At 55.0% G+C, this 22,829-nt stretch carries 13 protein-coding genes and 1 tRNA gene; 5 read left to right on the top strand and 9 right to left on the bottom strand.

Annotated elements, in window-relative coordinates:
* Window positions 1–33: 33 nt before the first annotated feature.
* Together ABVF61_RS25190 and ABVF61_RS25185 are read right to left on the bottom strand one after the other, a co-directional pair.
* The gene (locus tag ABVF61_RS25190; RefSeq protein WP_353996274.1) at window positions 34–744 is read right to left on the bottom strand and encodes an RlmE family RNA methyltransferase; all 711 of its coding nucleotides are present in this window, start codon (window positions 742–744) and stop codon (window positions 34–36) included.
* Entirely contained in the window at window positions 741–2,102 is a 1,362-nt protein-coding gene (locus tag ABVF61_RS25185; protein WP_353996273.1) for a Ppx/GppA phosphatase family protein, read from the bottom strand. The genes ABVF61_RS25190 and ABVF61_RS25185 overlap by 4 nt, the downstream gene beginning before the upstream one ends.
* A gap of 620 nt (window positions 2,103–2,722) precedes the next feature.
* Here ABVF61_RS25185 and ABVF61_RS25180 point away from each other — a divergent pair.
* Window positions 2,723–2,796: transfer RNA gene (locus tag ABVF61_RS25180), tRNA-Gln, on the top strand.
* Window positions 2,797–3,434: 638 nt separating this feature from the next.
* On the opposite strand, the gene ABVF61_RS25175 is transcribed toward ABVF61_RS25180, so the two are convergent.
* Together ABVF61_RS25175 and ABVF61_RS25170 are read right to left on the bottom strand one after the other, a co-directional pair.
* Entirely contained in the window at window positions 3,435–3,980 is a 546-nt protein-coding gene (locus tag ABVF61_RS25175) for a hypothetical protein (protein WP_353996272.1), read from the bottom strand.
* Between the two features lie 218 nt (window positions 3,981–4,198).
* Window positions 4,199–5,395: a hydantoinase/carbamoylase family amidase gene (locus tag ABVF61_RS25170; protein WP_353996271.1), complete on the bottom strand. Its 1,197-nt coding sequence runs from the start codon at window positions 5,393–5,395 to the stop codon at window positions 4,199–4,201.
* 200 nt (window positions 5,396–5,595) lie between these two features.
* Between ABVF61_RS25170 and ABVF61_RS25165 the strand changes: the two genes are divergently transcribed.
* Window positions 5,596–5,730, top strand: a complete 135-nt coding sequence (locus ABVF61_RS25165; protein ID WP_353996270.1) for a hypothetical protein — start codon at window positions 5,596–5,598, stop codon at window positions 5,728–5,730.
* 257 nt (window positions 5,731–5,987) lie between these two features.
* On the opposite strand, the gene ABVF61_RS25160 is transcribed toward ABVF61_RS25165, so the two are convergent.
* Window positions 5,988–6,683 carry a VPLPA-CTERM sorting domain-containing protein gene (locus ABVF61_RS25160; RefSeq protein WP_353996269.1) on the bottom strand — a complete coding sequence of 232 codons (696 nt, stop codon included), beginning with the start codon at window positions 6,681–6,683 and terminating at the stop codon, window positions 5,988–5,990.
* 784 nt (window positions 6,684–7,467) lie between these two features.
* Between ABVF61_RS25160 and ABVF61_RS25155 the strand changes: the two genes are divergently transcribed.
* On the top strand, window positions 7,468–8,154 hold the full coding sequence (locus ABVF61_RS25155) for a phosphatase PAP2 family protein (RefSeq protein WP_353996268.1): 687 nt from the start codon (window positions 7,468–7,470) through the stop codon (window positions 8,152–8,154).
* Between the two features lie 271 nt (window positions 8,155–8,425).
* On the opposite strand, the gene ABVF61_RS25150 is transcribed toward ABVF61_RS25155, so the two are convergent.
* Window positions 8,426–9,328, bottom strand: coding sequence for a LysR family transcriptional regulator (locus tag ABVF61_RS25150; protein ID WP_353996267.1), 903 nt, complete (start codon window positions 9,326–9,328; stop codon window positions 8,426–8,428).
* A gap of 111 nt (window positions 9,329–9,439) precedes the next feature.
* Window positions 9,440–9,847, bottom strand: coding sequence for a VOC family protein (locus ABVF61_RS25145; RefSeq protein ID WP_353996266.1), 408 nt, complete (start codon window positions 9,845–9,847; stop codon window positions 9,440–9,442).
* Between the two features lie 174 nt (window positions 9,848–10,021).
* Between ABVF61_RS25145 and ABVF61_RS25140 the strand changes: the two genes are divergently transcribed.
* Window positions 10,022–10,897 carry a LysR substrate-binding domain-containing protein gene (locus tag ABVF61_RS25140; protein ID WP_353996265.1) on the top strand — a complete coding sequence of 292 codons (876 nt, stop codon included), beginning with the start codon at window positions 10,022–10,024 and terminating at the stop codon, window positions 10,895–10,897.
* Between the two features lie 95 nt (window positions 10,898–10,992).
* On the opposite strand, the gene ABVF61_RS25135 is transcribed toward ABVF61_RS25140, so the two are convergent.
* Window positions 10,993–13,209: a peptidase domain-containing ABC transporter gene (locus ABVF61_RS25135; protein WP_353996264.1), complete on the bottom strand. Its 2,217-nt coding sequence runs from the start codon at window positions 13,207–13,209 to the stop codon at window positions 10,993–10,995.
* Window positions 13,206–14,834: a peptidase domain-containing ABC transporter gene (locus tag ABVF61_RS25130; protein WP_353996263.1), complete on the bottom strand. Its 1,629-nt coding sequence runs from the start codon at window positions 14,832–14,834 to the stop codon at window positions 13,206–13,208. Before ABVF61_RS25130 ends, ABVF61_RS25135 begins: the two co-directional genes overlap by 4 nt.
* A 289-nt stretch (window positions 14,835–15,123) precedes the next feature.
* On the opposite strand from ABVF61_RS25130, the gene ABVF61_RS25125 reads away from it, so the two are divergent.
* A complete protein-coding gene (locus tag ABVF61_RS25125) occupies window positions 15,124–22,812 on the top strand; it encodes a cadherin domain-containing protein (protein WP_353996262.1) in 7,689 nt (2,562 codons plus the stop codon).
* The last annotated feature ends 17 nt before the right edge of the window (window positions 22,813–22,829 follow it).

The following is a 22,829-nucleotide window of genomic DNA, read 5'->3' as shown; positions in this document are numbered from 1 at the left end:
CTCCTCATCAGTACTTTGTTTCAAAGTCTTCTGTCAGCTGTCCGGATCAAGGTCGCTGCCACGAAACCCCTTGGCGATCACATAGAGTTCCGGGCTTTCCTTGCGGCTTGCGGGCGGCTTCAGGTGCGCAACGGACTTGAATTCGCGTTTCAAATCCTGAAGGAGTGCATTCTCGGTTCCGCCCCGGAAGACCTTTGCCAGAAAGGACCCGCCTGGAACAAGATTCCGCCTGGCAAAATCAATGGCGATCTCGAAGAGATGTGTCGTGCGAAGGTGGTCGGTCTGCTTGTGGCCCGTCGTCGGGGCGGCCATGTCCGAGAGGACGACATCCGGTCTGTTCCCTCCGAGAGCTTCCATCAGCGCCGCTGGAGCATCGTCGTCGAGAAAGTCCTTCTTCAGAAAAATCGCGCCGCGGACATGGTCCATCTCGAGATAGTCAATACCAACGACCTTGGGCGCGTCGATGCTCGACTGGACCCGCTCGACTGCCACCTGGCACCATCCACCTGGAGCGCAGCCCAGATCAACGACCCGGTATCCGGGTTTGAGCAGCTTGTGCTTGTCATCTATCTCGATCAGCTTGTAGGCCGCACGCGATCTGTAACCGTCGGCCTTTGCGCGCCTGACATAGGGATCGTTCAACTGGCGTTCGAGCCAGCGGGTCGACGATTCCCGTCTTCCGGCAGCCGTCTTGACTTTGACATGCAGGCCGCGGTCACCGGATCCCTTCTTTGAACGGCTCATGCTCTGTTCCTCTGGCGTCGTCTATCCTGCCGCCTGCCTTGCTTTTTGTTTGCCCAGACACCGTCAGCCGCCATCAACTCGGTCAAAATACCCTCGCGCAATCCACGATCAGCTACACGCAACCGCGAACAGGTCCAGCGGCGCCGGATTGCTTCAAGAATGGCGCAGCCCGCAAGAACGAGATCCGCACGATCAGCACCAATGCAAGGATTGTCTACGCGGGCCTCGTAAGGCATGTCCCGAAGCTGATCAATCATCTTCGCCACGTCATGATCGTGGAGCCAGGTTCCATCGACCTTCCGCCTGTCGTAACGTCTCAGTCCAAGATGAACACCTGCAAGCGTGGTGACCGTGCCGGATGTTCCAAGCATGTGCACGCGCCCCGACGCGATGGCCTCGGACAGTGTATCCGAAAGGCCGAAAGACGAAAGATGATCTGCCGCGTCTTCAACCATCGCTTCGAAGATGTCCGGTGTCACATGCACGCCGCCATGACGCTCGGCAAGATTGACGACGCCGACCGGCAAGGAAATCCAGGACCTGATGAACCGGGTCAAGGCGTAACCGCGCGCGCCGCACCGATTGCGCAGATCCAACCATACGATTTCGGACGAACCGCCGCCGATATCAAACAGGATGACGCCATCTGCTTCGTGATCGACCAGCGATGCACACCCCGCCACGGCCAGGCGCGCTTCTGTCTCCCTGTCGACGATTTCCAGTGCCAATCCCGTTTCCGCCTTGACCCGCTCAATGAATTCGGACCCGTTTTCAGCGGCTCTGCAGGCTTCAGTTGCAATCAGGCGAGATCTCAATACGCCGCGGTCAGCCAGTTTCTTGTGACAGTTGGCAAGTGCGTCGATGGCGCGGTCCATGGCAGCTGAACTGAGGCATTTGTTGGACCCTACGCCCTCACCCAGCCTGACAATGCGTGAGTAAGCATCCACGACCCGAAAGCCACGGTCTTCAGGACGCGCGATCAAGAGCCGGCAATTGTTCGTTCCAAGATCCAAAGCTGCATAAAGCGGGGAATTGTGCTGGCCGTTCCTGAACCGTCTGCCGCCCGGAAAACGTCTTTTGACGTCTTTTTCAAGTTCCGCACCCGTCCGCGGGAGCCGAATATCTGTATCTTCCTTCGCGCGGCGGTCGCCGTCGTGCTTGTCTGCCGGGTTTTTCGCTTGTTGCACATGTGCCCGATCCGAATGCACAGCACCGTTTTCAGGCGGTGCTTCGCTCCCGTTCTTTGCGTTTTTAGAAGCCTGCCAGCGGCGACGACCCCTCCGGTTGGCAGCCTTTTTGCCTTTGATACTTGTGAAAGTTTCTGAATTAGATGCTCCGCCGGCCTGATCACCGGCCATGGCAGCTGTCAGGTTCGCTGTTGCCGAGCGGCCACGACGCCTCTTCTTGCGGCGCTTTTCTGGGTTGGGAGAATCACCAATCGCTGCTGCAGGCTTTACCTGCGCGCTGGCTGCAAAATTGACGTGTCCGCTAGCGTCTCGGGCCGGGATTTCTCCCGTTTGTTCTGACGGTGATGAAGCACGAGGACCCTGCCCCGCCAAACCGCCTTTTGAACCCTGTCCGGACCGCCGCTTCCGGCGCCGACGGTTCTTTCCCCTGAACTCGCTACGAGTCCCGCTATCTTCGGACGCGTCAGCGGCACGTCGCCCGGTTCCGGGCGGTTCCTGACCTGACTCAGTCACGTTTTTACCTTTCAGGCCGGATGCGCCTGCCATCTTGGCGGTGCATTCTCTGGCCATATCTATCGTTGGTAAAACTGTAACAGGTTGACCGCCGCTGGAAAAGCTTTCGCTCTCAGAAACTTGCAAAGCTCTCAGCAGGGCCTCAAGCGCGTAATTTCACAAAAAAGTCTAAGACGGTACTTGAAATCGCGGTTATGTTGGGCGTATATGCCGCTCACCAATCGGCGATCAGGTTGTCCTCACAACAGACATCGCACGCTCACACAGGTGAGCCGAGTTGGGGAATAGGTTAACGGTAGACCCGCGGACTCTGACTCCGTTAGTCCTGGTTCGAATCCAGGTTCCCCAGCCAATTTTTCCTAATTTATTCCAATTGCTTTTCGTAACCTGGTTGCACTTGAGATCTGATTATTGTTGCGAGTACTTCCTGCGGTTTCCCAGAACCTTCGGCGAATCCACACACCAATGATGGGACACGAAAGAGCTTAGAACGCTGATGCAGCGCGTAACCTTCTTTGGCAAAACGCGCAGATTAACTCGGCATCCAAATTTTTTCCTGGTTCGGTCCATTGTGCGAATTAAGCGGCTTCGCCTACGTCAACACGCTCATGGGCACTTGCAAGTTCTGGAAGCCCATATTGCTCTTAAAGCGCGTGGCAAAACCTCCCAAGACTACCCTTTAGCCTCTCGATTTCCGCTAGAACCGTTTCTCTCAAGTCTTGTGGATCCATCATAACGGCTTCGAGCGCATGATCTTTGTTGGATTTTCCCTCCAGGCAGAGTTCAAACCAATCTTCAGCCTGTTTGTCGGGATCCCGCATGTATCCGTACTTTAAGCGACTTCGTGGAACACGGGACAATCATTCGCCATTCTTTCAACTCGCAAGCCAATTATTTCGAGGAGCGTGTCCAGGTCTTTTCTGGGCTGCTTTTCTGCAATCAGGCGAGCAGTCTCAGCCATTGAGGCCAGCCTGATCAGCTCTTGCCATTTTATGCGCCTCTGCCACTTCCCACAGTTCGGCGCGTTTCGCTGGTTGGAGAAGCATCATTACCGGTTGTCCCAAACGTTATCCCAAGTTGCCGGGTATCTTTGGCTTCAATGCCTACGGGGATGATGCGGGTTTCCTTTTTGCTGTTGTCGTCGCTGTCGGGCGCGAGAAAAATCAGTATCGCGATCGAAAGGATCACCACGCCCATGCCGACGACCGCCCCGTATCGGCTGAATAACGTGTCATTCTTTGCAAAGAGCGGCATGACCAGCGGACCGATCTCTCCTGAACCCTCCAGATAAAGCTGTCTAGACAGCGCGATCGCGGCATCCGCCCTGCGAATGAAAAGCAGCAATGTCCCCATGATGGCGCCCGTCGAAAACACAAAGCTTAGCGCGATAAATGTGCGTATCTGGATGTCACTGGGTAACCCTTTGACGACCACCCAGCCACCGAAGAGCGAACAGATAGCAATGAAAAATTGCAGCGCTTTTGCGCATAGATCCGATATTTTTAGTGCTATGTCGTAAGCTTGCGAACTCTCCATGCGTCTCCCCCCGGTTTCGCAAAGAGGCAGGATAGGCGCAATCACAGACTGCTTACAACTTTTGGTAAAAATCTGCACCAGCTGGAATAACCAAGATCACGCTCTCTTTCATCCTGTTCCCTTGGTGTTTGCTTTGCCAGAACCCCGTCGCGCAGGTGAGTGTTGCGACGCTCATGCCGCTTTCGTTTGCGCGACGGGGCTCCGGTTCAACACCTGTTTCAGTTTAGTCGGTTGACGGCGTCCGCCATCACGTGCAGGCCGGTCATCAAGTCGGACTCGTGCGTGTCCTCGGCAAAATCGTGGCTGATCCCGTCAATCGAGGGAACAAACAACATCGCTGACGGCATCAACCGCGCCATGTTAGAAGCGTCGTGCAAGGCGCCGGACGGCATCTCGCGCCATTTTCCCGGCGCCTGCGCCTCAGCTGCGGCGCTCAAGGCCGCGTGCAAGGTGGCGTCCATTGGAACCGGCTGCAGCGCCTTGATCGGCACGATTTCAGCCTGCATTCCATGGTTGGCGGCAATCTCGGCAACAAGCTCGCGAACAAGAGCTTCCATCCGGGCCAGTCGATCCTCATCTACATCGCGCCACTGCACGTCGAACATCACTTCACCGGGCACGATAGAGGGCGCATTGGGCCGCAATTGTATCCGGCCAATCGTCCAGACTGTGCGTGGTGTTACGATGTTTCGAAGGCGGTCGTTTAGTGCGGCGTTGAATGCCGACAGCGCTTGAAACGCATCTTTTCGCTGGTGCATCAGCGTGGTGCCAGCGTGGTTTTGCTGACCTCGCAGGGTGACCTGCAGTTGCCGGGAACCGACAATATCTGTGACAACGCCAATCGCCTCGCCCGCGTCGTGCAATGTGCTGCCCTGTTCAATATGAAGTTCAATGAAACCCAAGAACTGGTCATGTGGCACGAACGCGCCTGCAAGATCCGCCATTGAAGACCGCGCATCGAGGAAAGAGACGCCGTTCATGTCCGTGAATTCGTCTGCCTCGGCAAGTGAGGTCTTGCCTGAATAAATGCTGGATCCGGTCAGCGCGCCAAACCGCCCTTCTTCATCCTGGAAGTTCACGACTGACACCGGCGGACCTCCCGCTTCTTTTGCAGCACGCGCGATTTCCAATGCGACGATGACACCCAATGCCCCATCGAGCCAACCCCCTTCGGGCTGGGTATCGGTATGAGACCCCAAAAGCATGGATGGAGCATCGCTCAGGCCGAAGACGTTGCCCATAGGATCTACATGCGGGGCCAGGCCCGCCGCTTCCAACTGGTTGATGAGCCACTTTCGGGCAGCTACGTCTGCTTCAGAAAACGCCGGACGCACCACTCCCTTGCCCACGCCACTTGCACCGAAGGAACGGAGCGTGTGAAGATCTCTCAAAAATCTGTCCGGTAGAACGTTCATCTTGACCTTTCCAAACTGAATACACCCAGAATTTGCCCGATATTCCCAATTGGAACGATCTCTTTTGAGCCTGTAGCCGCTTCGCTCACCTTTCAAGCGACCTTATTCAAAGGCGTGTCGGACTGTCATAGCGTCAAACGCTCCACAGCGCCCGCGTTCTTGACGACCGTAGCGCGCTTTTCCGAGGACCTTGCGCTTGAATGGGGCTGGCGCTGGCATTTAACAACTGCCAGTTTCCTTATCAATATCAACTATTAAGTGTGGCTATTCGCCAAGCCAGCAAAAAAATCAAATCTGACCAGTTAGTTCTGCGGATCGGTGGCATTGGGTTTTGACGGCTCGCTCAGTGTTTACAAGATGACGGCTGCATCTAGGCCACCATCAGCGCCACTGTTTGCGTGGCGTCAAACCAATTGCTTCAAAACCTGCTTAATTCGCCAACGATCCATCATTCACCAGAAAAAACAGATCTGACAATTGATTGCTTACCAAATGAAGATTCAATCCAGTTCCACTCCGTGGAAAGGGTCTTTGCAGATGACGCGTAAGCAGGCTCTGTTCGGGGTGTGTGCAGTCGGTTTACCGAAGCCGGTTACGATACCCGGGAGCGCCTAAAAGATGCGAGCCCAAGCAGTCCGGTTATCAGCAGCCAAGCGGACGCAGGCAATGGAACAACGGATGTTCTCCCGGTCGAAATCATGTCGCCGCCGATCGGCTTGCCGTCCACGTCCACGCGAACACCAAAATTAGCTGCTGCATTGTCGAAGTAGATAAGTTCGATCGGCATACGCCCACCATCGAGCGCCACAGTAGTCATAATGAGGTTCGAGTAAGACGTAACATCGGAACCATCCACGCGCAGACGAAAGATCTCCTGGCCGTCTATCTTGAGTAGCATGCCGTCATCGACCCGAGCTGCGAATGTGTGCAACCCCGCATCAAGCGTGATAAACCCGCTCAAGCGCATAATGAAGTCGTTTCCAGGCTCAAAGGTTGGTCCGGACACGACAGAGAGACTGTCAGAATCATCGCCAAGAAAATCGTCAAACGGAACAACGATCGGGTTTTGAGCAACCATGCCGCGCGGGTAGTTCACTTCGGTTGATCGAAAGGTCGCATCAGGCGTGTTCGCAGGGTCATTTACGAAAGCTTCAACTTCGCCGATAAAGCGGCGCTCGAATGTATTGTTCTGGTCCCACAATTCACCGAACAGGCCCGCAATCGGGGCCGAAGCCGCCGGGGATGCAAAAAGAACCAAAGCCGCAACCGCATAAAAAAGATATTTCATATTCGTTTGCTCCAAAATTATTAGCGAAACCGGACCGGTTTCTAAGTTCACACTCTTTTTCCGTTCGGATGAACACCCATAGAAACGTCTAAAAGGGTGCCCCCCTCTCCGATCAGTCTAGTCCTGGATCGCCGTCAAAGATCACAGCCTAATCGGCCAAGCCCTTGAACTTTGCGGACATGAATGTTTGACGGTTCTTGCGCGTTGCTATGCTTGCTCAAATTAACAAGCGATTGAAAAAGCTTACGAATTTTTTTTGGTGTGCACTTGGCACCGACAAACAGTCTAATCTAGATCCAAATAATGTCGTAACGTAACGCGACACGACTCTCAAGAAAAAACACTAATAGCTGTCGATTTGCATTTAACGCCTTTTTGCGGTTGTTCGCGTGAATGCAAGAAAGGCTGTAGAGCTTCTAGGCAAAACAAAAGGTGTGGGTCTGAAAATTTGGAGGCCTGACGTGGCTTCAGCGCGCGAACGCCAATAATTTGCGGTTCTCAGTGTGTAAAAGTGCGCTCTTCAATCCAAGCCGTAAATTAATACTCATTCAATTATTCAAACTGGCAATCAAATACTTCGGATCTTGCTGAGATATGGAAAAAAAGACAAATATTACGTAAATCTATTCACTTTATTGCTTTTAGTAAACCCTTATCCGTTTAGGTGAATTAAATTCATGCCAACTGGTTACCATAACTTAATTTGTATTTCAGACTGCTGATCTCATCTCTGGCTTACAGGAACACAAGTTCCAAGGACTTATCAAATTGGAGGTGAGAGGAAATGACAGCAAGAACAAGCACGCTTTCTGCAGCGGTTCTGGTTTTTGCCATTGCAGCCGGGCCCGCGTTAGCACAAGACAATACAGCCCCCCTGCTTCCGGAAGGCGTCATCGACGCTCACCGTATGATCGTCGAACCGCCGGCCCTTGGAACACCGCGATTTCACGAGGAAATGTCGACGGTGCTCTGGCTTCAGGAAACCCGAACACCGGAACAGATCGAATTTGTTGAATCAACGCTCAATCTGGAAAGGTTCGCTCCTGTTGTCGGCGAGGCCATTTTCGAAGTGGATGGCCCTGCCCTAAAAGCCCTGATTGACACGGCCATTGACGAAGTCCGCTCGGACTATGATGCAGTCAAGGGTGTTTACGACTACCCCCGCCCCTTCGAAATCAGCGCTGCGGTTGATCCGGTCGGCGACGCCCGCCCCGTTGCGTCCTATCCGAGTGGTCATGCCATTCGGGCGATCGTCTACGCCAGGCTTTTGTCTGAGGTCTTTCCCGAGAAGGCGGATGAGTTAGTGGACCTTGCAAACCGGATCGGTCATGGACGTGTTGTGGCTGGCGTTCACTATCCCATGGACGTATCCCAGGGGCAGATACTTGGAAACGCTTATGCCGATGCAATCATTGCAGAACCTGCTTTCCAAGCGTCGATTGCTGATATCCGTTCGCCTGAAGTTTTATGAGCTTGAGCCGGTGTGCGTGTCCAACGCGCACCGGCCCGTACAAGTCGGCAATTTGCCAGGAGGTGCGGCCTCTCAATATTCTCGCAACCCGTCCATGGGCTCAACAAGCTGCATAGGCCCGACTTGAAAGAAACGGCGCGATCTTCTGCGATCGATTCGACCGTGGTGAGCTTGAGATTTGTCCTTGATGATCGCGGATCAAGAGTGCGACCCGGTGGACGTCGTTAAGAATTGAACTCAAATTCATCCTGAAATCCGAGACAAGCCGAAGCTAGGCTTCCGAAAACGACAACTCAGCACGATGCCGACGGAAAGTGGCTGTTTCTTTGAGGAGCCAGCAGCGAAATTTACGGATTTTCGCAGATCTGCCACGGGTGTGTTTGTCTAGAAGCCAATAGCTGTTTCCATCTTCTCCCAGAAGGTCGAACGGCTGTATAAGTGTGCCCGTTGCCAATTCTCGCTCAAAAAACATAGGTGTCAGCATGGCGATGCCGCTCCCTTCGATGGCCGCGCGTGCTTCGGCTATTTGCGTTCCGAGATGACAAGCCGGCTCCGGGCTCAAGCAAAACGTTTCAAGCCCGGTCGCTTCCAACCAAACACGCCATCGAGGGTCTGCTGGTGACAAAAGGGGAAGCTTCAAAAGATCTTCGTATCTGGTCAGGTCGCCTGCCCTCTCGATCAGGCGTGGCGAAATCATCGGTGTGAAGACGGCAGGAAAGAGCCTGCAGCAGTCCATGTCGCCGAAATTTCCGGTACCAAGGCGGATCGCCATATCGCAATCAACTGACTTCGGGTCAACAGTGTTCTCGCTAATCTCCAGACGTACGTTGATGTTTGGATTTTGCTGCTGAAAAGTCTGCAGTGCACTGGCCAGATAATGGGTGGCGAAAGTCGGGATCGCATTGATCGTAAGGGTTGTTTGTGCCGCTCCTATAGCATCCGCATAGGCTTCGCATATTATGTCCATTGCCGGAACGATCTGTTTAGCAAAGTCTTTTCCAGCATTTGTCAGCGTTACACCTCGTGCATGCCGGTCAAACAGCGGGGCGCCAACACGATCTTCGAGAACCTTGATCTGGTAGCTCACCGCCGCCTGTGTCATCGACAGCTCTCCAGATGCTGAGGAAAAATTTCCGTGTCGCGCAGCCGCATCAAAAACACGGATGGCAGACATTGGGGGGACGTCTCTTGTAAGCATGGTTCTGTCTCGAGAGGAAATTTCAGAGTTGACAGCGAATACGCTGACAGAGAGCCCTTCTTCCCATGGGGCAAGCTGGCGACTTTGCTATCCGTCTCGTCCTGGTTCGTTTGGGTCAGAAGAGAACAGCGCAATCTTGTTGCCTTCCGGGTCTCGCAGGTAGGCAACAAAGAAGTTCGGTCCGTAGGACTCGCGAAAGCCTGGCGCGCCTTCATCGGCACCTCCCGCGTTAACTGCGGCGGCGTGCAGATCCCGAACCTGTTTCTGACTGCCAGCCCGAAACGCGATCATTGTCCCGTTGCCGGCCGTGGCCGGCTGACCATTGAAGGGGGCCTTGACGTAGAATTCTGGAAATTCGGGAGACTGACCCGGTTGCGCGTAACTCAACTCACCATCGATCACCTCCAGTTCATAGCCGAGGTTCAACAGGAAAGAAGAGTAAAAACACTCGGCGCGGGTCATGTCGTTCACGCCGACAGTGACATAGGCAATCATGATAGTTTTTCCTTTCGTGAGATGCGGTGCCGATCGCGGATGTGGAAGACAATTTTCGATACCTTACACATCGTATGTGCCTGTCTAAATGATTGCTGATTTGCACAAGTTTAGCTGATAGTCTCAAGTTTTACGAAACAACAAAAAGCATCAAACAATACATCAGGTATCATTGTGGAAATTGATTGGAAGTCTCTTCCCTCGCTCACGTCGCTCCGTGCCTTCGAACTGACAGCGCGCAGCGGGAGCTTTGCGTCGGCGGCGCGCGAACTCAACGTCACGCATGCTGCCATCGCCCAACGTGTCCGGTCCCTTGAGACCTATCTTGGAGCACAGCTGGCGCGACGCTCGGGTCGGACGGTCGTTCTGACCGAAGCGGGAACCTTACTGGCGCAGTGCCTGAACGCCGGCTTCGGAACGATTGCCACCGGCATCAGGGAGTTGCAGGCAGAGCAAACCAAAGCACCGCTTCAGGTTGCGGCCACTGTGCATTTCTCGCAAGCGGTGATTCTTCCAAAGCTCCACGAATTCTGGGAAACCAGCCCCGATGTCCAGGTTTCAGTCATGCCGTCTCAGGATATCGAGGACATTGTTTCCCTGGGCCTGGATCTGGCAATCCGCACTGCTCCGACCACGCCAAGCTGGCCCGGCCTGAAGGCCGAACCCCTCGTGGAGAGCGAGCTCATCGTCATTGGCGCACCCTCGATCGTAAAGGACGACATGGGGCCTCTCGACAAATTGCCCTGGATTTGGTCTGCCGGCGTCAGACACGAAGAGGAAGGTATGAAGGCTTTTGGTCTCGACACCCGATCGATCAAAAACAACGACGTCGGCGTTCCATTTCTGCAATTCTCATTGGTTCGGCAAGGCCTCGGCCTGGCTATCGCGCCGGAAATCCTTGTACGAGACGAACTTAGGTCAGGACAACTTTGCCGAGTTCCTGTCGCGTCGCCGCTGTCGATAACCTACTATGCCGTGACACCGCTCGGCACCGTGCCGCCTCGCGTCAGGGCCTTCATTGTTTGGCTACGACAAAGCATGTCAAAATAAACACGGCACCAGGTCGAATTCAGCCAGGTGCCGTTCTCCAGCTGCCCTACGAAAAGATGGTTGTGCCCGAAAAGTGTGCCGAAACGCGCGACCAGTCAACTTGCCTTTGCTGGCTGCCCCATCAGCACCGGGACAACCTGATCAGGCGGTCCCATCATGGCAATCTGACCCGATTTGAAAACGACCACGCGATCGGCCATTTTCATGTGGCTTGGGCGTTGCGTGTTGATCAAAACCGTCGCGCTACCCTGAAGTTCGCGGATCATGTCCATGAACCGTCGGTCGCCTTCAAAATCGAGATGTGTGCCCGGATTGTCGAACAGGTAAAGCGGCACGCGTTTGACCAGCGCACGGGCCAAAACGATCCGCTGTTTCATATTGTCGGGTATCTGCTTCAGGATCTCACCGTTCAGGCGGGTTTCGAGACCCTCGAAATTGTCTTCCAGATACTGGAGCAATCCGAGTTTGTGTGTGGTCTCGAAAAGCCTTTCATCGCTCGCACCCGGCTCTGAAAGAAGCAGGTTCTGTTTCACCGTGCCGTAAAAGAAATCGAGGTCATCCGGCGCGTAGCCAATTTTTGACCGCCACTCACCGGCATCAAGCTGCCGGACATCCAAACCGTCGAAGAGTATTGACCCGACTTGCGGCTGGAACAATCCGGTAATGGCCTGAAACAGCGTTGACTTTCCGGAGCCGCTCGGCCCCGTCAAAGCAATCATCTCGCCCTGTCTGACGGTCAGTTCGACCCCTTTCAAAGAGGCTTCGGTTGCACCTGGGTACCGCAGAACGAGGGACGTTATTTTCAGGTCACCCTGAATGTCCCGGGTGATCTTGGGCAGATACCCGGGCTCGCGTTCCAGAGGCACTTTCATCAGATTGTTTATCTGATCAAGAACCGTTCTGCTTTGGGCCAACTGTGTGATGCTCAAAAACGCCTGGTTCATGGGGTTGAGGACACGCCAGGACAGCGCCATTGTCGCGATCAAAGCGCCGAGGCTCATGTCGTCATTCATGACCTGCAAGGCCCCTATTCCAAGAACGAAAACACCGCATATCGTCATCAGGGTTTGAGAGATCGTCTGAAGCAGGTGCGTCAGGTTGCGTGCGTGGACGTTGAGCTTGTTGAAACCTGACGACAAGGTTGAAAATCGTTCGAGCCAGGTGTCTTCCACCGACAGATCCCTGAGGGTGCGCTGGTTGCGGAATGTTTCGATCATGAAGCTGTTAAGCTTCGATTTCTGTTCGCCGACCGCTGCCACCTCGCGCTGTACTTTGGGCAGGACGTAAAGTGCGATCAGCGCGTAGATCACGAGCAAAGCGAGCGGTGGATATGCGACAGGGCCGCCAATGAGGAAGATCGCAGTGATGAATATCAATGTGAAAGGTATATCGACGATGGCGTTGAACAGGGAGCTTTGAAAAATATCCCGAACGCTGTCGAAGTACCGAAGACGCATAACCTGCGTGCCGATCGGCGCTTCGGACAGCATCGCATAAGGTAGATGCAGGATCCGCTCGAAGGTCTTGTTGCCCACGATCGCGTCGACACGGCCACCAAGGTAGGACTGAAGAACGTTTTTGGTTTTTCGCAATGCGATTTCGCTGACAAGAATGATTGCGATCCCAACGGCCATGGTAATCAGAACATCAATGGATTTCGCACCCATTGCCTTGTCATAAATCGCCATGATGAAGAGCGGCGGACCGAGCGCGAGGACGTTCAGTATGAAGCCGATGGCCAGAATTGATACGACGCTTGACCGAAACTGTTTCGAGGCAACCGAAGACCAGCTTCGATTGCTCTTGAACTGACTGATTTCCTCACTTTCCTCTTTTACGAGATAGATATCTGCCTTTGCGACGTCTTTTTCAGACAGTGTCTGTGCCTGTGTTGTCTTGCCGGAATAGGCGCGGAATCCGCCGCTGGCAGTTTTGCTCGCCAAGACCTGGATATCGTCGTCGGTCACGCAAAGGCACGGCAGGTACGCCTCCGTCAACTCGACAGGACCACCACGAAAAGGCGCTGAGGAAACGTTGATGCGATTGAGGACCGTGCGAAGGTCCTGAATCGTTTCTATTCTGTCAAAGTGAGGAAGTGCTTCAAAGAGCAGGCGATCATTGCCTTGCCAATTCATCTCACGCAACAGGGGAACGAGGCACTTTTCCGCAGGTGTTGTGCCTTCCCCCAGTTTACTGAACGCCGTCTCGTCAGCGCGCTCGCTGGTCAACTCCTCCGACAATGCGTTCCACTGCCGGTGGACGGGGTTCGTTCCCGAATTCAGGTCTTCCAGGTCAAAGAGCGCACGGGTCACGCCGACAGTCCTACTGTTGCCGATTGAGTCTGGTCGGCGTCGCCGAGTTCCAGCAGCTGTCCGTCACCAAGCTGAAATTGCCGATCCGCAACCGCAAGCATCGATGGGCGGTGGCTCACGATAACGACTGTGAGATATCCCTTAAGGCGCTCAAGGGCCGCCACCAGCCCCTTTTCGGCCTGCTGATCCAGTTGGGCGTTTGCTTCATCAAGGATGAGAATATTCGGCTCACCGGCAAGCGCCCGCGCGATGCAAATCCGTTGAATTGTCGAGGCAGGCACTTTCCCACCCAGGTCTGCACCCAACTGGGTGTCGTATCCCTTCGGAAGCAGATGAATTTCTTTTTCCAGGCCAATAAGTCTGGCAGCCATTCGGGCATGATTGATGTCGGAAACTGCACCGAACATGGTGATGTTTTCCAGAATGGTTCCATTGAAAACCGCCGACTTGCTGTCGACGTAGGCGATCGTTTTGCGCAAGGCGTGTTTGTGGGGACCGGAAAAATCGTATCCGCCGATGAGGATTTTGCCCTCATCGGGCGAAACTTCACCGGCCAACAACTTCATTAGGGTTGTCTTGCCACTACCATCCGCACCGCGAAAACCAACAAATTCACCGGCGTTTATGTTCAGGTTCATGTGTGAAAAGACTTGCCGCCGCCCGTTTTGGAGATGCATCTCAACATTGAGGAACTGTATGGATCCGTCGGCCTTCACGTTGAGCGCGTCACTCACGGCCACTTCGGGAAGATCGAACAGTACTTCCACCTGGCTGTAATCGTGCTTCAGGCGCTGCATGTCGGTCAGGTGATTTATCGCGCGCAGGAACGGCTGGACAAATTGACCTGCGAGCAAAGTGCTCGCCGCGACACCCCCGATGCTGAAGCCGTCATTGATCACCATCACAGCCCCGCAGAGCACAACGGCAGCCGTCGTCATTGTAGCAAAGAGTGCTGAAGCGTCCCTCGCCTGCCCGGCAAGCCGCATGTATTTCGCGCTCAGCCGCGCCGTTTCTTTCTGGAGGCGCTCGAACCGGCGCATGATGAGCGATTCCATCGCCTGCGATTTCACGGTTTTCGCGCCGGAAAGCACTTCCAGTATGAAATCCGACTTTCGATCATCCTGTGTGGCTCTATCGACCACGACCTTTTGCAGCGCTCTGTTCCGAGTGAGCGCGAAGAGTACAAAGACACCAAGCAGAAGGACCGGAACGAGCGCAAGCGGACCGGCAATGAACACAAGCACGGCGAGAAAGATCCCGCCAGCTGGAAGATCGATGGCGAGTAATCGGCTTTGATCACCATAATGGTCAGCGATTGATTGAAGTGATCTCAGCCGATGGACTTGAACAGAAACCGGTGTCCGCGCAAAGTCCTGCGGTTTCGTATCCAATATCCGGCGAAACAGCTCCTTGTGGGCCTGGTGATTGAAGCTCGCTCCGAGCCGTCCCACGATTGCTGCGCGGGAGACCTTGATCACACCATCGGCGACAAGAACGCAAACAACACCAAGCATGAGCACAAGTAGCGTATCAGTGGAAGCGTTTGGCAGGACCCGGTCGTAGACCTGTAAAATGGCAAGCGGCATCGCCAGACCGAGAATATTTGCAAAGACTGAAGCGATCACGACATCTCGAGGCAATCGTGGTGACGATATCCACTTGCTCGTCGGCGAATGCCGTATTCGCATCCGCGGCAGAAAAAAAGATGAAAATGCCGATTTCAACATACAGTTAGCCAGAGTCATTTGCGCGCTTTAACAAAGTGTGTCGCTCCGGTTTAAAAACAGTTTACCTTAAGCGGCATTTCTCAAAAATATTGCTGTAATACCAATAGTTTTTGCGCAAAACTTTTCGCTTTATTAAGGACGCCGTCGTTCAGTGGCATAATCAAAAATTGTGCGGACAGGCGAGCGGATGGCAAGCGACTCGGAAAATCGGGACCAACAGACCAATACGCGGTCGACTGAAGAAAACACCGAGACAAGAACGACCCTCAGTTCAGACAGCCATCTTCATTCGGGCCTGCTCGAAACAAACGATCAGCATCTCGACAAGGTCCACGACTACCAGCTCCATCAGGACAAAGGTGTTTCCAGCGAGCAGGTCAATTCCAATCTGCACCTTGGCAGCCACAAGGCGGATCCGGTCAGAGCGGACGAAGAGCTGTCTGCCAGACATCTGCTTGAACTCGAAAAAGAAGCATCTGCCGCATCCGATATCGCTTCGTTGCCTGAAGCCGCTGTGGGTGAAGACGCTGCGCAGACCACCGCCAACCTGTCAGGGTTCGCCTTGACTCCAGATGTAGAGCAGCAACACCGCTCGAGCGGGTCATCATCGCACGCTGGTATCCTGACTGGTCAGGTTCCGGGCCTTGCTGCCGAATTTGAGGAGCCCGGTACAGTCTTTCCGGAGCAATCCGAGTTGATCTCTGCAGCGCGTAGCACAGCTTCAGCGCGCGGATATGGACAAGCTTCGGGTCAAGAAGACGCCTCTGTTGAAGCACAAACGTCCGAATTGTCATCTATTGTTGATGCTGATTCTGGCGAAAATTCCGTTGATGAGAACGCGGCTGTCGGAACGAGCACGGGCGTTTCGGTGAATGCCTCCGTCTCCGAAGGATCGTCTGTAAGCTACAGCCTGCTTGATGACGCGAACGGCCTGTTTTCAATTGATCCGGTCACCGGCATCGTCAGCGTTGCCGGCCAATTGGATGCTGAAACGGCGACTGAACATGACATCGTGGTGCTTGCGACCTCATCTGACGGGCAAACACGCACCGAAACTTTCACGATCGAGATCGGAGACGTTGATGAAAGCGACGTCTCGGTTATCACAGATACAGATGCCACGGCAGATGGAATTGCCGAGAACGCATCCGCCGGATCACAAGTCGGCATTACTGCACTGGCCACCGATACCGATGCGACCGCAAGTGTTTCTTATGCGGTCGACGATCCCAGGTTTGACATCGACAGCAACGGGACTGTCACGGTGGCTGCCGGTGCATCGTTCGATGCCGAGACCGAAAGCTCGTTGAACCTAACGGTGACTGCGACTTCAAGTGATGGATCGCAATCCGCGCAGGTCTTCAATTTGTCTGTTTCGGACATCAACGAATTTTCGGCGACGGATATAACTGACGCAAATTCGGCTTCAAACACGATTTCCGAAGGCGCTACGGTTGGTGACAGCGTTGGCGTTACGGTTTTCGCGGACGATGCCGATCTTTCAGACACCGTTACATATTCGATCGACGACGATCGCTTTGATATTGCGTCTGATGGCACGATCCAGGTAGCTGCTGATGCTGATTTTGATGCGGAAACCGAAAGTTCCATCGACGTCATCGTAACGGCACTGTCCTCGGATGGGTCGGCTTCTCAGGAAACCTTCACAATCACGGTTTCCGATGCAAACGAATATGTTGTGAGCGCTGTGTCCGATACGGATTCTGCGGCCAATCAGATATCTGAAGACGCAACGGCGGGGACTGCGGTCGGGATCACGGCTTCCGCGTCAGATGCTGATGTTTCAGACAGTGTCACCTACTCCGTCGATGACAATCGCTTCGAGGTTGATGCGGACGGGATTGTGAGTGTCGCAAGCGGAGCCGTTTTCGATGCAGAAACCGAGCAGTCGATTGACGTCGAAGTGACGGCACAGTCAACGGACGGTTCCACCAGCACGCAGACATTCACGATCAATGTTGCGGACGTCAACGAAACTGCCGTAAGCGCTGTTTCCGATACGGATTCTGCGGCCAATCAGATATCTGAAGACGCAACGGCGGGAACTGCGGTCGGGATCACGGCTTCCGCATCGGATGCAGATGTTTCAGACAGTGTCACCTACTACGTCGATGACAATCGCTTCGAGGTTGATGCGGACGGGATTGTGAGTGTCGCAAGCGGAGCCGTTTTCGATGCGGAAACCGAGCAGTCGATTGATGTCGAAGTGACGGCACAGTCAACGGACGGTTCCACCAGCACGCAGACATTCACGATCAACGTTGCGGACGTCAACGAAACTGCCGTGAGCGCTGTGTCCGACACGGATTCTGCGACCAATCAGATTTCTGAAGACGCAACGGCGGGAACTGCGGTCGGGATCACAGCTTCCGCATCGGATGCTGATGTTGCCGACAGTGTCACCTATTCCGTTGATGACAATCGCTTCGAGGTTGATGCGGACGGTATTGTGAGTGTCGCAAGCGGAGCCGTTTTCGATGCGGAGACCGAGCAGTCGATTGATGTCGAAGTGACCGCACAGTCAACGGACGGCTCGACGAGCGCGCAGACATTCACGATCAACGTTGCGGACGTTAACGAAACTGCCGTGAACGCTGTGTCCGACACGGATCCTGCGGCCAATCAGATATCTGAAGACGCAACGGCGGGGACTGCGGTCGGGATCACGGCTTCCGCGTCAGATGCTGATGTTGCCGACAGTGTCACCTATTCGGTTGATGACAACCGCTTCGAGGTTGATGCGGACGGGATTGTGAGTGTCGCAAGCGGAGCCGTTTTCGATGCGGAAACCGAGCAGTCAATTGATGTCGAAGTGACGGCACAGTCAACGGATGGGTCTACCAGCACGCAGACGTTCACGGTGCAGGTAGAAAACGTCAACGACAATGCGCCAACCGGCATTCAGGTAACCGGTCAGACCGGTAATCTGATCCAGAACGGCAGCTTTGAGTCTTTTGACGTTGCCATCGGAGACTATTCCCACGAATTGACTGATCAGTCGGGCGCCTGGACCTCCAATGGTCCGATGGAAATCTGGGACAACCACAATGGCGTCATCGCAACGGATGGCGACCAGCATCTGGAGCTCGACTCCGACACCGCCCTCAATTCCATATCGCAGACGGTCGAAACCAGTGCTGGACAGGTCTACGACCTTTCTCTGGATGCCGTGGCGCGCACCACTTCTGAGACGAGCACTGTCGAGATCTACTGGAACGGCGAATTGGTCTCCAGTTTCGACCCGGATGCCGGAAGCTGGACGAATTATGACTTCCAGGTTGTCGGCACGGGTGGCGCTGATACGCTCGAGTTCCGGGAAACAGCGGAAGACAATGACCAATATGGTGCTCTGATCGACAATGTTTCCCTGACCGAAGTGCCGCTGACGATTGCCGAAGGCGCGACGGGCGCGGTTGTCGGAACGGTCACCACCAGCGACGCTGACCTTAGCGACACGCATACCTATTCGCTCTCCGACAATCGATTTGAAGTCGTGGACAACGGCAGCGGCGGCATGGTGCTCAAACTCAAGGACGCCGAAAGCCTTGATCGCGAAACTGAGCAAAGCGTCACTGTAACGGTCACCACAACGGACAGCGGCGGTCTCACGCATTCTGAGGATGTCACGATTTCCATCGCCGACGTTTCGGAGTTTTCGGTATCTGCGATCACAGACGGTAACGCGGACAGCAACACCGTTTCCGAAACGGCCACTGCCGGCGACACGGTCGGCGTCACAGCATCGGCGAGCGATGGAGATGCAACAGACACTGTTTCGTATTCCGTTGACGACAATCGGTTTGACATCGCAGACGATGGCGTCCTGACTGTTGCCAGTGGGGCGAGCTTCGACGCAGAGACGGAGAGCTCGGTCGATGTGACCGTGACGGTACTCTCCTCGGACGGCTCGACATCTCAGGAAACCTTCACGATCGCCGTTGCCGACGTCAATGAATACTCCGTTTCCGGTGTCGTGGACGCAGATGCGGGAACGAACACCATTGCGGAAGATGCAACCGAGGGAACCAGTGTCGGCATAACCGCTTCCGCATCGGACGGAGACCTGACCGACACTGTATCCTACACAGTCGACGACGCCCGATTTGATGTTGCCTCAGACGGCACGGTCACTGTTGCATCCGGCGCTGAATTCGATTTTGAAAGCGAGCCGTCAGTTTCGATTACCGTCACCGCGACTTCAACGGATGGATCCGTCACGCAGGAAACTTTTGACATTGATGTCACCGACGTCGCTGAAACCTTCGAACTGGCTGCCGGGCAAACTGTCTTTGTGGACGAAGGAGTTGCTGAACCGACGATAATCGGCAGAGACAACGCGGAAACAATTACGGCGCACGACGATGGAAGTGCCATCTACAGCGGCGGCGGAGCCGACACCCTTCACGGCGGTGCCGGAGATGATCATCTCATTTATGGAACCGGTGCCGATACCGTTACCGGCGGCGACGGCGACGATTTCATTGACGATGAAGTCGGGACGCGTATCAGCACGGAAGACAATCATCTCGACGGCGGTGCCGGTAACGACACGATCTATGGCGGCGGCGGAGACGACACGCTTATCGGTGGTGACGGGAACGACATCCTGTCAGGCGAAGAAGACGATGACACGCTTCAGGGTGACGGCGGCAACGACCAGTTGTCCGGCGGTACTGGCGACGACACAGCGATCTACTCCGGAAACAGGGACGACTACACGATTGTGGAGAACCTGGACGGGTCCTTCACGATCACCGATACGCGCTCCGGCTCTCCAGACGGAACGGATACGGTCAGCGATGTGGAAACCTTCCGGTTTGCCGATGGCGATGTTCTGACCGGGGATCTGATACCCGAGGCCATCGGCGCGGTCTCAGACGCTGATGCGAGTGCAAACGCGGTTTCCGAAAATGCGGTTTCCGGCGACAGTGTTGGTGTCACGGCCAATGCGCAAGATGGCAATGTCTCCGACACTGTCTCCTATTCCGTCGATGATGCTCGTTTCAACGTGGCTGCAGACGGTACCGTCACGGTCGCTGACAACGCTGAATTCAACTACGAAACCGAATCCTCCGTAACGATTACGGTGACTGCGACGTCCTCCGACGGGACAAGTTCGCAGGAAACATTCTCGATCGGTGTGGCGGATGTCGCCGAGACCATGCAACTCGCTGACGACGGTGTCACAATGACCGACACCGGGGTTGCAGAGACGGCAATCGCCGGCGGAACCGGTGACGATACGATCACGGCCCATGACGATGGCGGCGCCATCGATGGCGGAGATGGTGTCGACACGGTAATTGGCGGCGCTGGAGACGACACGCTCGACGGTGGCGCTGGCATTGACAATGACACGCTGCAGGGCGGCGAAGGCAGCGACACTTATCTTTTGCGCGGCGATGGACGTGCCGACATAATCTCGGATACGGGAACCGCCGGCGTTGACCGGATAGTCTTTTCTGCTGACACCGGCACTGAATTTGAACTCGAGGACACATTCAATGCCGCTACTCAAGGCGTTGAAGAAATTGACGGAAGTGCAGTATCCGGTGAAACACTGCGCGCGCAACGCAGCGATGCGCAAATTGACTGGGATTTCACGGGTGTCACGCTGATCGGCGTCGATCAGATCGCGGGCCGGGACCGGGACGATTCCATCACCGGTTCGTCGGGTGACGATAATATCCTTGGCGGCGGTGGCGACGATACGTTAGCCGGGAGCGAAGGTGACGACACGATCGATGGCGGCACAGGAACCGACACCGTTCGTTATTCCGGAAACCGCGCCGATTACACCGTGAGCGAAAATGCGGGCACTATCACGATTGTCGATACGCGTTCCGGTTCACCTGACGGCACCGACACACTAACGAATGTCGAGACCTTCGAGTTCGCCGACGGGACCTTTTCGGTGGGAGATCTCGTTGACCTGGCGCCGACTGATATAACCCTGGACGCCAATGAAAGCCTTTCGGTTACGCAATCGGGTGGCGGCGACGCTGTAGTTACGGGCGAAATCGTTTCAGACGGATCCGGCAATCTGTCGGTCGACCACTGGTCGCTAAGCCACGACGGCGGTGACCTGATAATCGACGTTCTCGCCGGCGGATACGAAAGTGGCAGCCTTGATAGTCAAATCTACCTGTACAGGGACAATGGTGGTGGCGATTTCACTCTTGTGGCGGGCAATGACGATGGATCTGCCGGAAGCGATGGAAGCACGCAGTCCTATGATTCCTACCTTTCCCTGACGGGACTGGACGCCGGCGATTACATTGTTGTGATTGGTGGCTGGCCACTGAGTGGCAGTGAAGCCTTGAGCACGGCATCGGACTATCCAGGCTCGGGGTCAAACACCGGACCCTACCAGATCACGATCTCTGGTGATGCTTCGGTGTCAGGTCTTGCTCAAAACCCGGTCGGCGGGGGTGATTGGGGTGACCCTGGCAACAATGGTGTGGTCGTCTCCGATGGCGCTGTTGCGTCGACGATCTCCGCCGGAACCGTTGTCGCCGGTATCGAAACCGTGGCAGACGCCAATACGGGTGACACCTTCCATTTCAGTTTTTCGGATGCGGGCAGTGGCGCACTGCAGATCGACACGAACAGTGGTGACATTTCTCTCGCCGCTCAACATGATGCCACATCAGCACTCAGCGATACTGTCACCGTTGAAGTAACCGATTCAACCAACAAGACCTATCAGGAAACCGTTGGCATCGAACTCGGAACGACCGGCGACGACACGATTACCGGCACCATGGCCAATGATGTTGTGTTCGGATTTGGCGGAAACGACACAATCGACGGCGGCGATGGCACCGACACGGTCGTGCTTTCTGGGAATCAGGCCGACTACAACATCTATGACAATGGCGACGGCAGTCAGACCGTCATCGACATGCGCTCCGGATCGCCCGACGGCACGAACACGGTCTCCAATGTCGAGGCCTACAGTTTTGCCGACGGAAATGTTCAGGTTGCGGATCTGACCTACAGCACCGAACTGCTGCTCTCTGACGCGAACGGGTCGAGCAACACCATCCACGAGGCGGCGGATTCCGGGACCGAAGTCGGCATATCCGTTTCCGCGATCAACCCGGGCGGCAGCACGCTGACCTATGAGCTCGATGACGACCGCTTCACAATTGACGCGGACGGCGTTGTTTCAATCGCAGACCATGCCTTTTTCGACAGCCAGGTGGAAAGTTCAATCGACCTGACGGTTACAGCCACCTCATCAGACGGCTCACAGGCGACTGAAACCTTTACGGTCTCCGTCAGCAACCACTACGACTACAACATGACTGGTGGCCTTGCGGATGGCAGCTTTACAGGATCCTCCGCACAGTCCTATTCGGTTGATGGTATCGGCGGAAACGATGTCATCGAGACCGGTGAATTCAATGACCGCGTCGATGGCGGGTCTGTGGCCGGCAATGACCAGATTACGGGAAACGGTGGGCGCGACCTGTTGTTCGGCGAAGGCGGGCAGGACACGATCTACGGCGGTTCCGGTGATGACATCATCGTTGGCGGTACGGGAGACGACACGCTTCATGGTGATGACGGCTCGGACTTGTTTATGCATGGCTTGGGCGACGGCAATGACACCATTTATGGCGGCACCGGCAGTGCCTGGACGGACGTGATCGATCTTGGAGGCGGTCCTGGCGTCACTGCCGCCGGCGAATACGGCACCGATTGGACCGTTACCATCACAAACGGCAGCGTTCAGAATACGGATACCGAGAACGGCCGTCTCGAACTTTCTGAAGACGCTGAGGGAACGATTGATTTCTCCGACGGAACAAAAGTTGATTTCGCGCAGATCGAGGAAATTCGCTGGTAGTCCTTCCAACTCCGGAG

Origin of the sequence: Roseibium sp. HPY-6 (assembly GCF_040530035.1) — a bacterium.
In the GTDB taxonomy this organism is placed as follows: domain Bacteria; phylum Pseudomonadota; class Alphaproteobacteria; order Rhizobiales; family Stappiaceae; genus Roseibium.
The sequence above is the reverse complement of the archived record's forward strand: the minus strand, read 5'-3'. Positions and strand labels throughout refer to the sequence as shown.

Excerpts from the sequence above, each read along its gene's own strand:
- ABVF61_RS25190 (WP_353996274.1), bottom strand. The coding sequence starts at position 744 with ATGAGCCGTTCAAAGAAGGGATCCGGTGACCGCGGCCTGCATGTCAAA.
- ABVF61_RS25185 (WP_353996273.1), bottom strand. The coding sequence starts at position 2,102 with ATGGCCGGTGATCAGGCCGGCGGAGCATCTAATTCAGAAACTTTCACA.
- ABVF61_RS25175 (WP_353996272.1), bottom strand. The coding sequence starts at position 3,980 with ATGGAGAGTTCGCAAGCTTACGACATAGCACTAAAAATATCGGATCTA.
- ABVF61_RS25170 (WP_353996271.1), bottom strand. The coding sequence starts at position 5,395 with ATGAACGTTCTACCGGACAGATTTTTGAGAGATCTTCACACGCTCCGT.
- ABVF61_RS25165 (WP_353996270.1), top strand. The coding sequence starts at position 5,596 with ATGGGGCTGGCGCTGGCATTTAACAACTGCCAGTTTCCTTATCAATAT.
- ABVF61_RS25160 (WP_353996269.1), bottom strand. The coding sequence starts at position 6,683 with ATGAAATATCTTTTTTATGCGGTTGCGGCTTTGGTTCTTTTTGCATCC.
- ABVF61_RS25155 (WP_353996268.1), top strand. The coding sequence starts at position 7,468 with ATGACAGCAAGAACAAGCACGCTTTCTGCAGCGGTTCTGGTTTTTGCC.
- ABVF61_RS25150 (WP_353996267.1), bottom strand. The coding sequence starts at position 9,328 with ATGTCTGCCATCCGTGTTTTTGATGCGGCTGCGCGACACGGAAATTTT.
- ABVF61_RS25145 (WP_353996266.1), bottom strand. The coding sequence starts at position 9,847 with ATGATTGCCTATGTCACTGTCGGCGTGAACGACATGACCCGCGCCGAG.
- ABVF61_RS25125 (WP_353996262.1), top strand. The coding sequence starts at position 15,124 with ATGGCAAGCGACTCGGAAAATCGGGACCAACAGACCAATACGCGGTCG.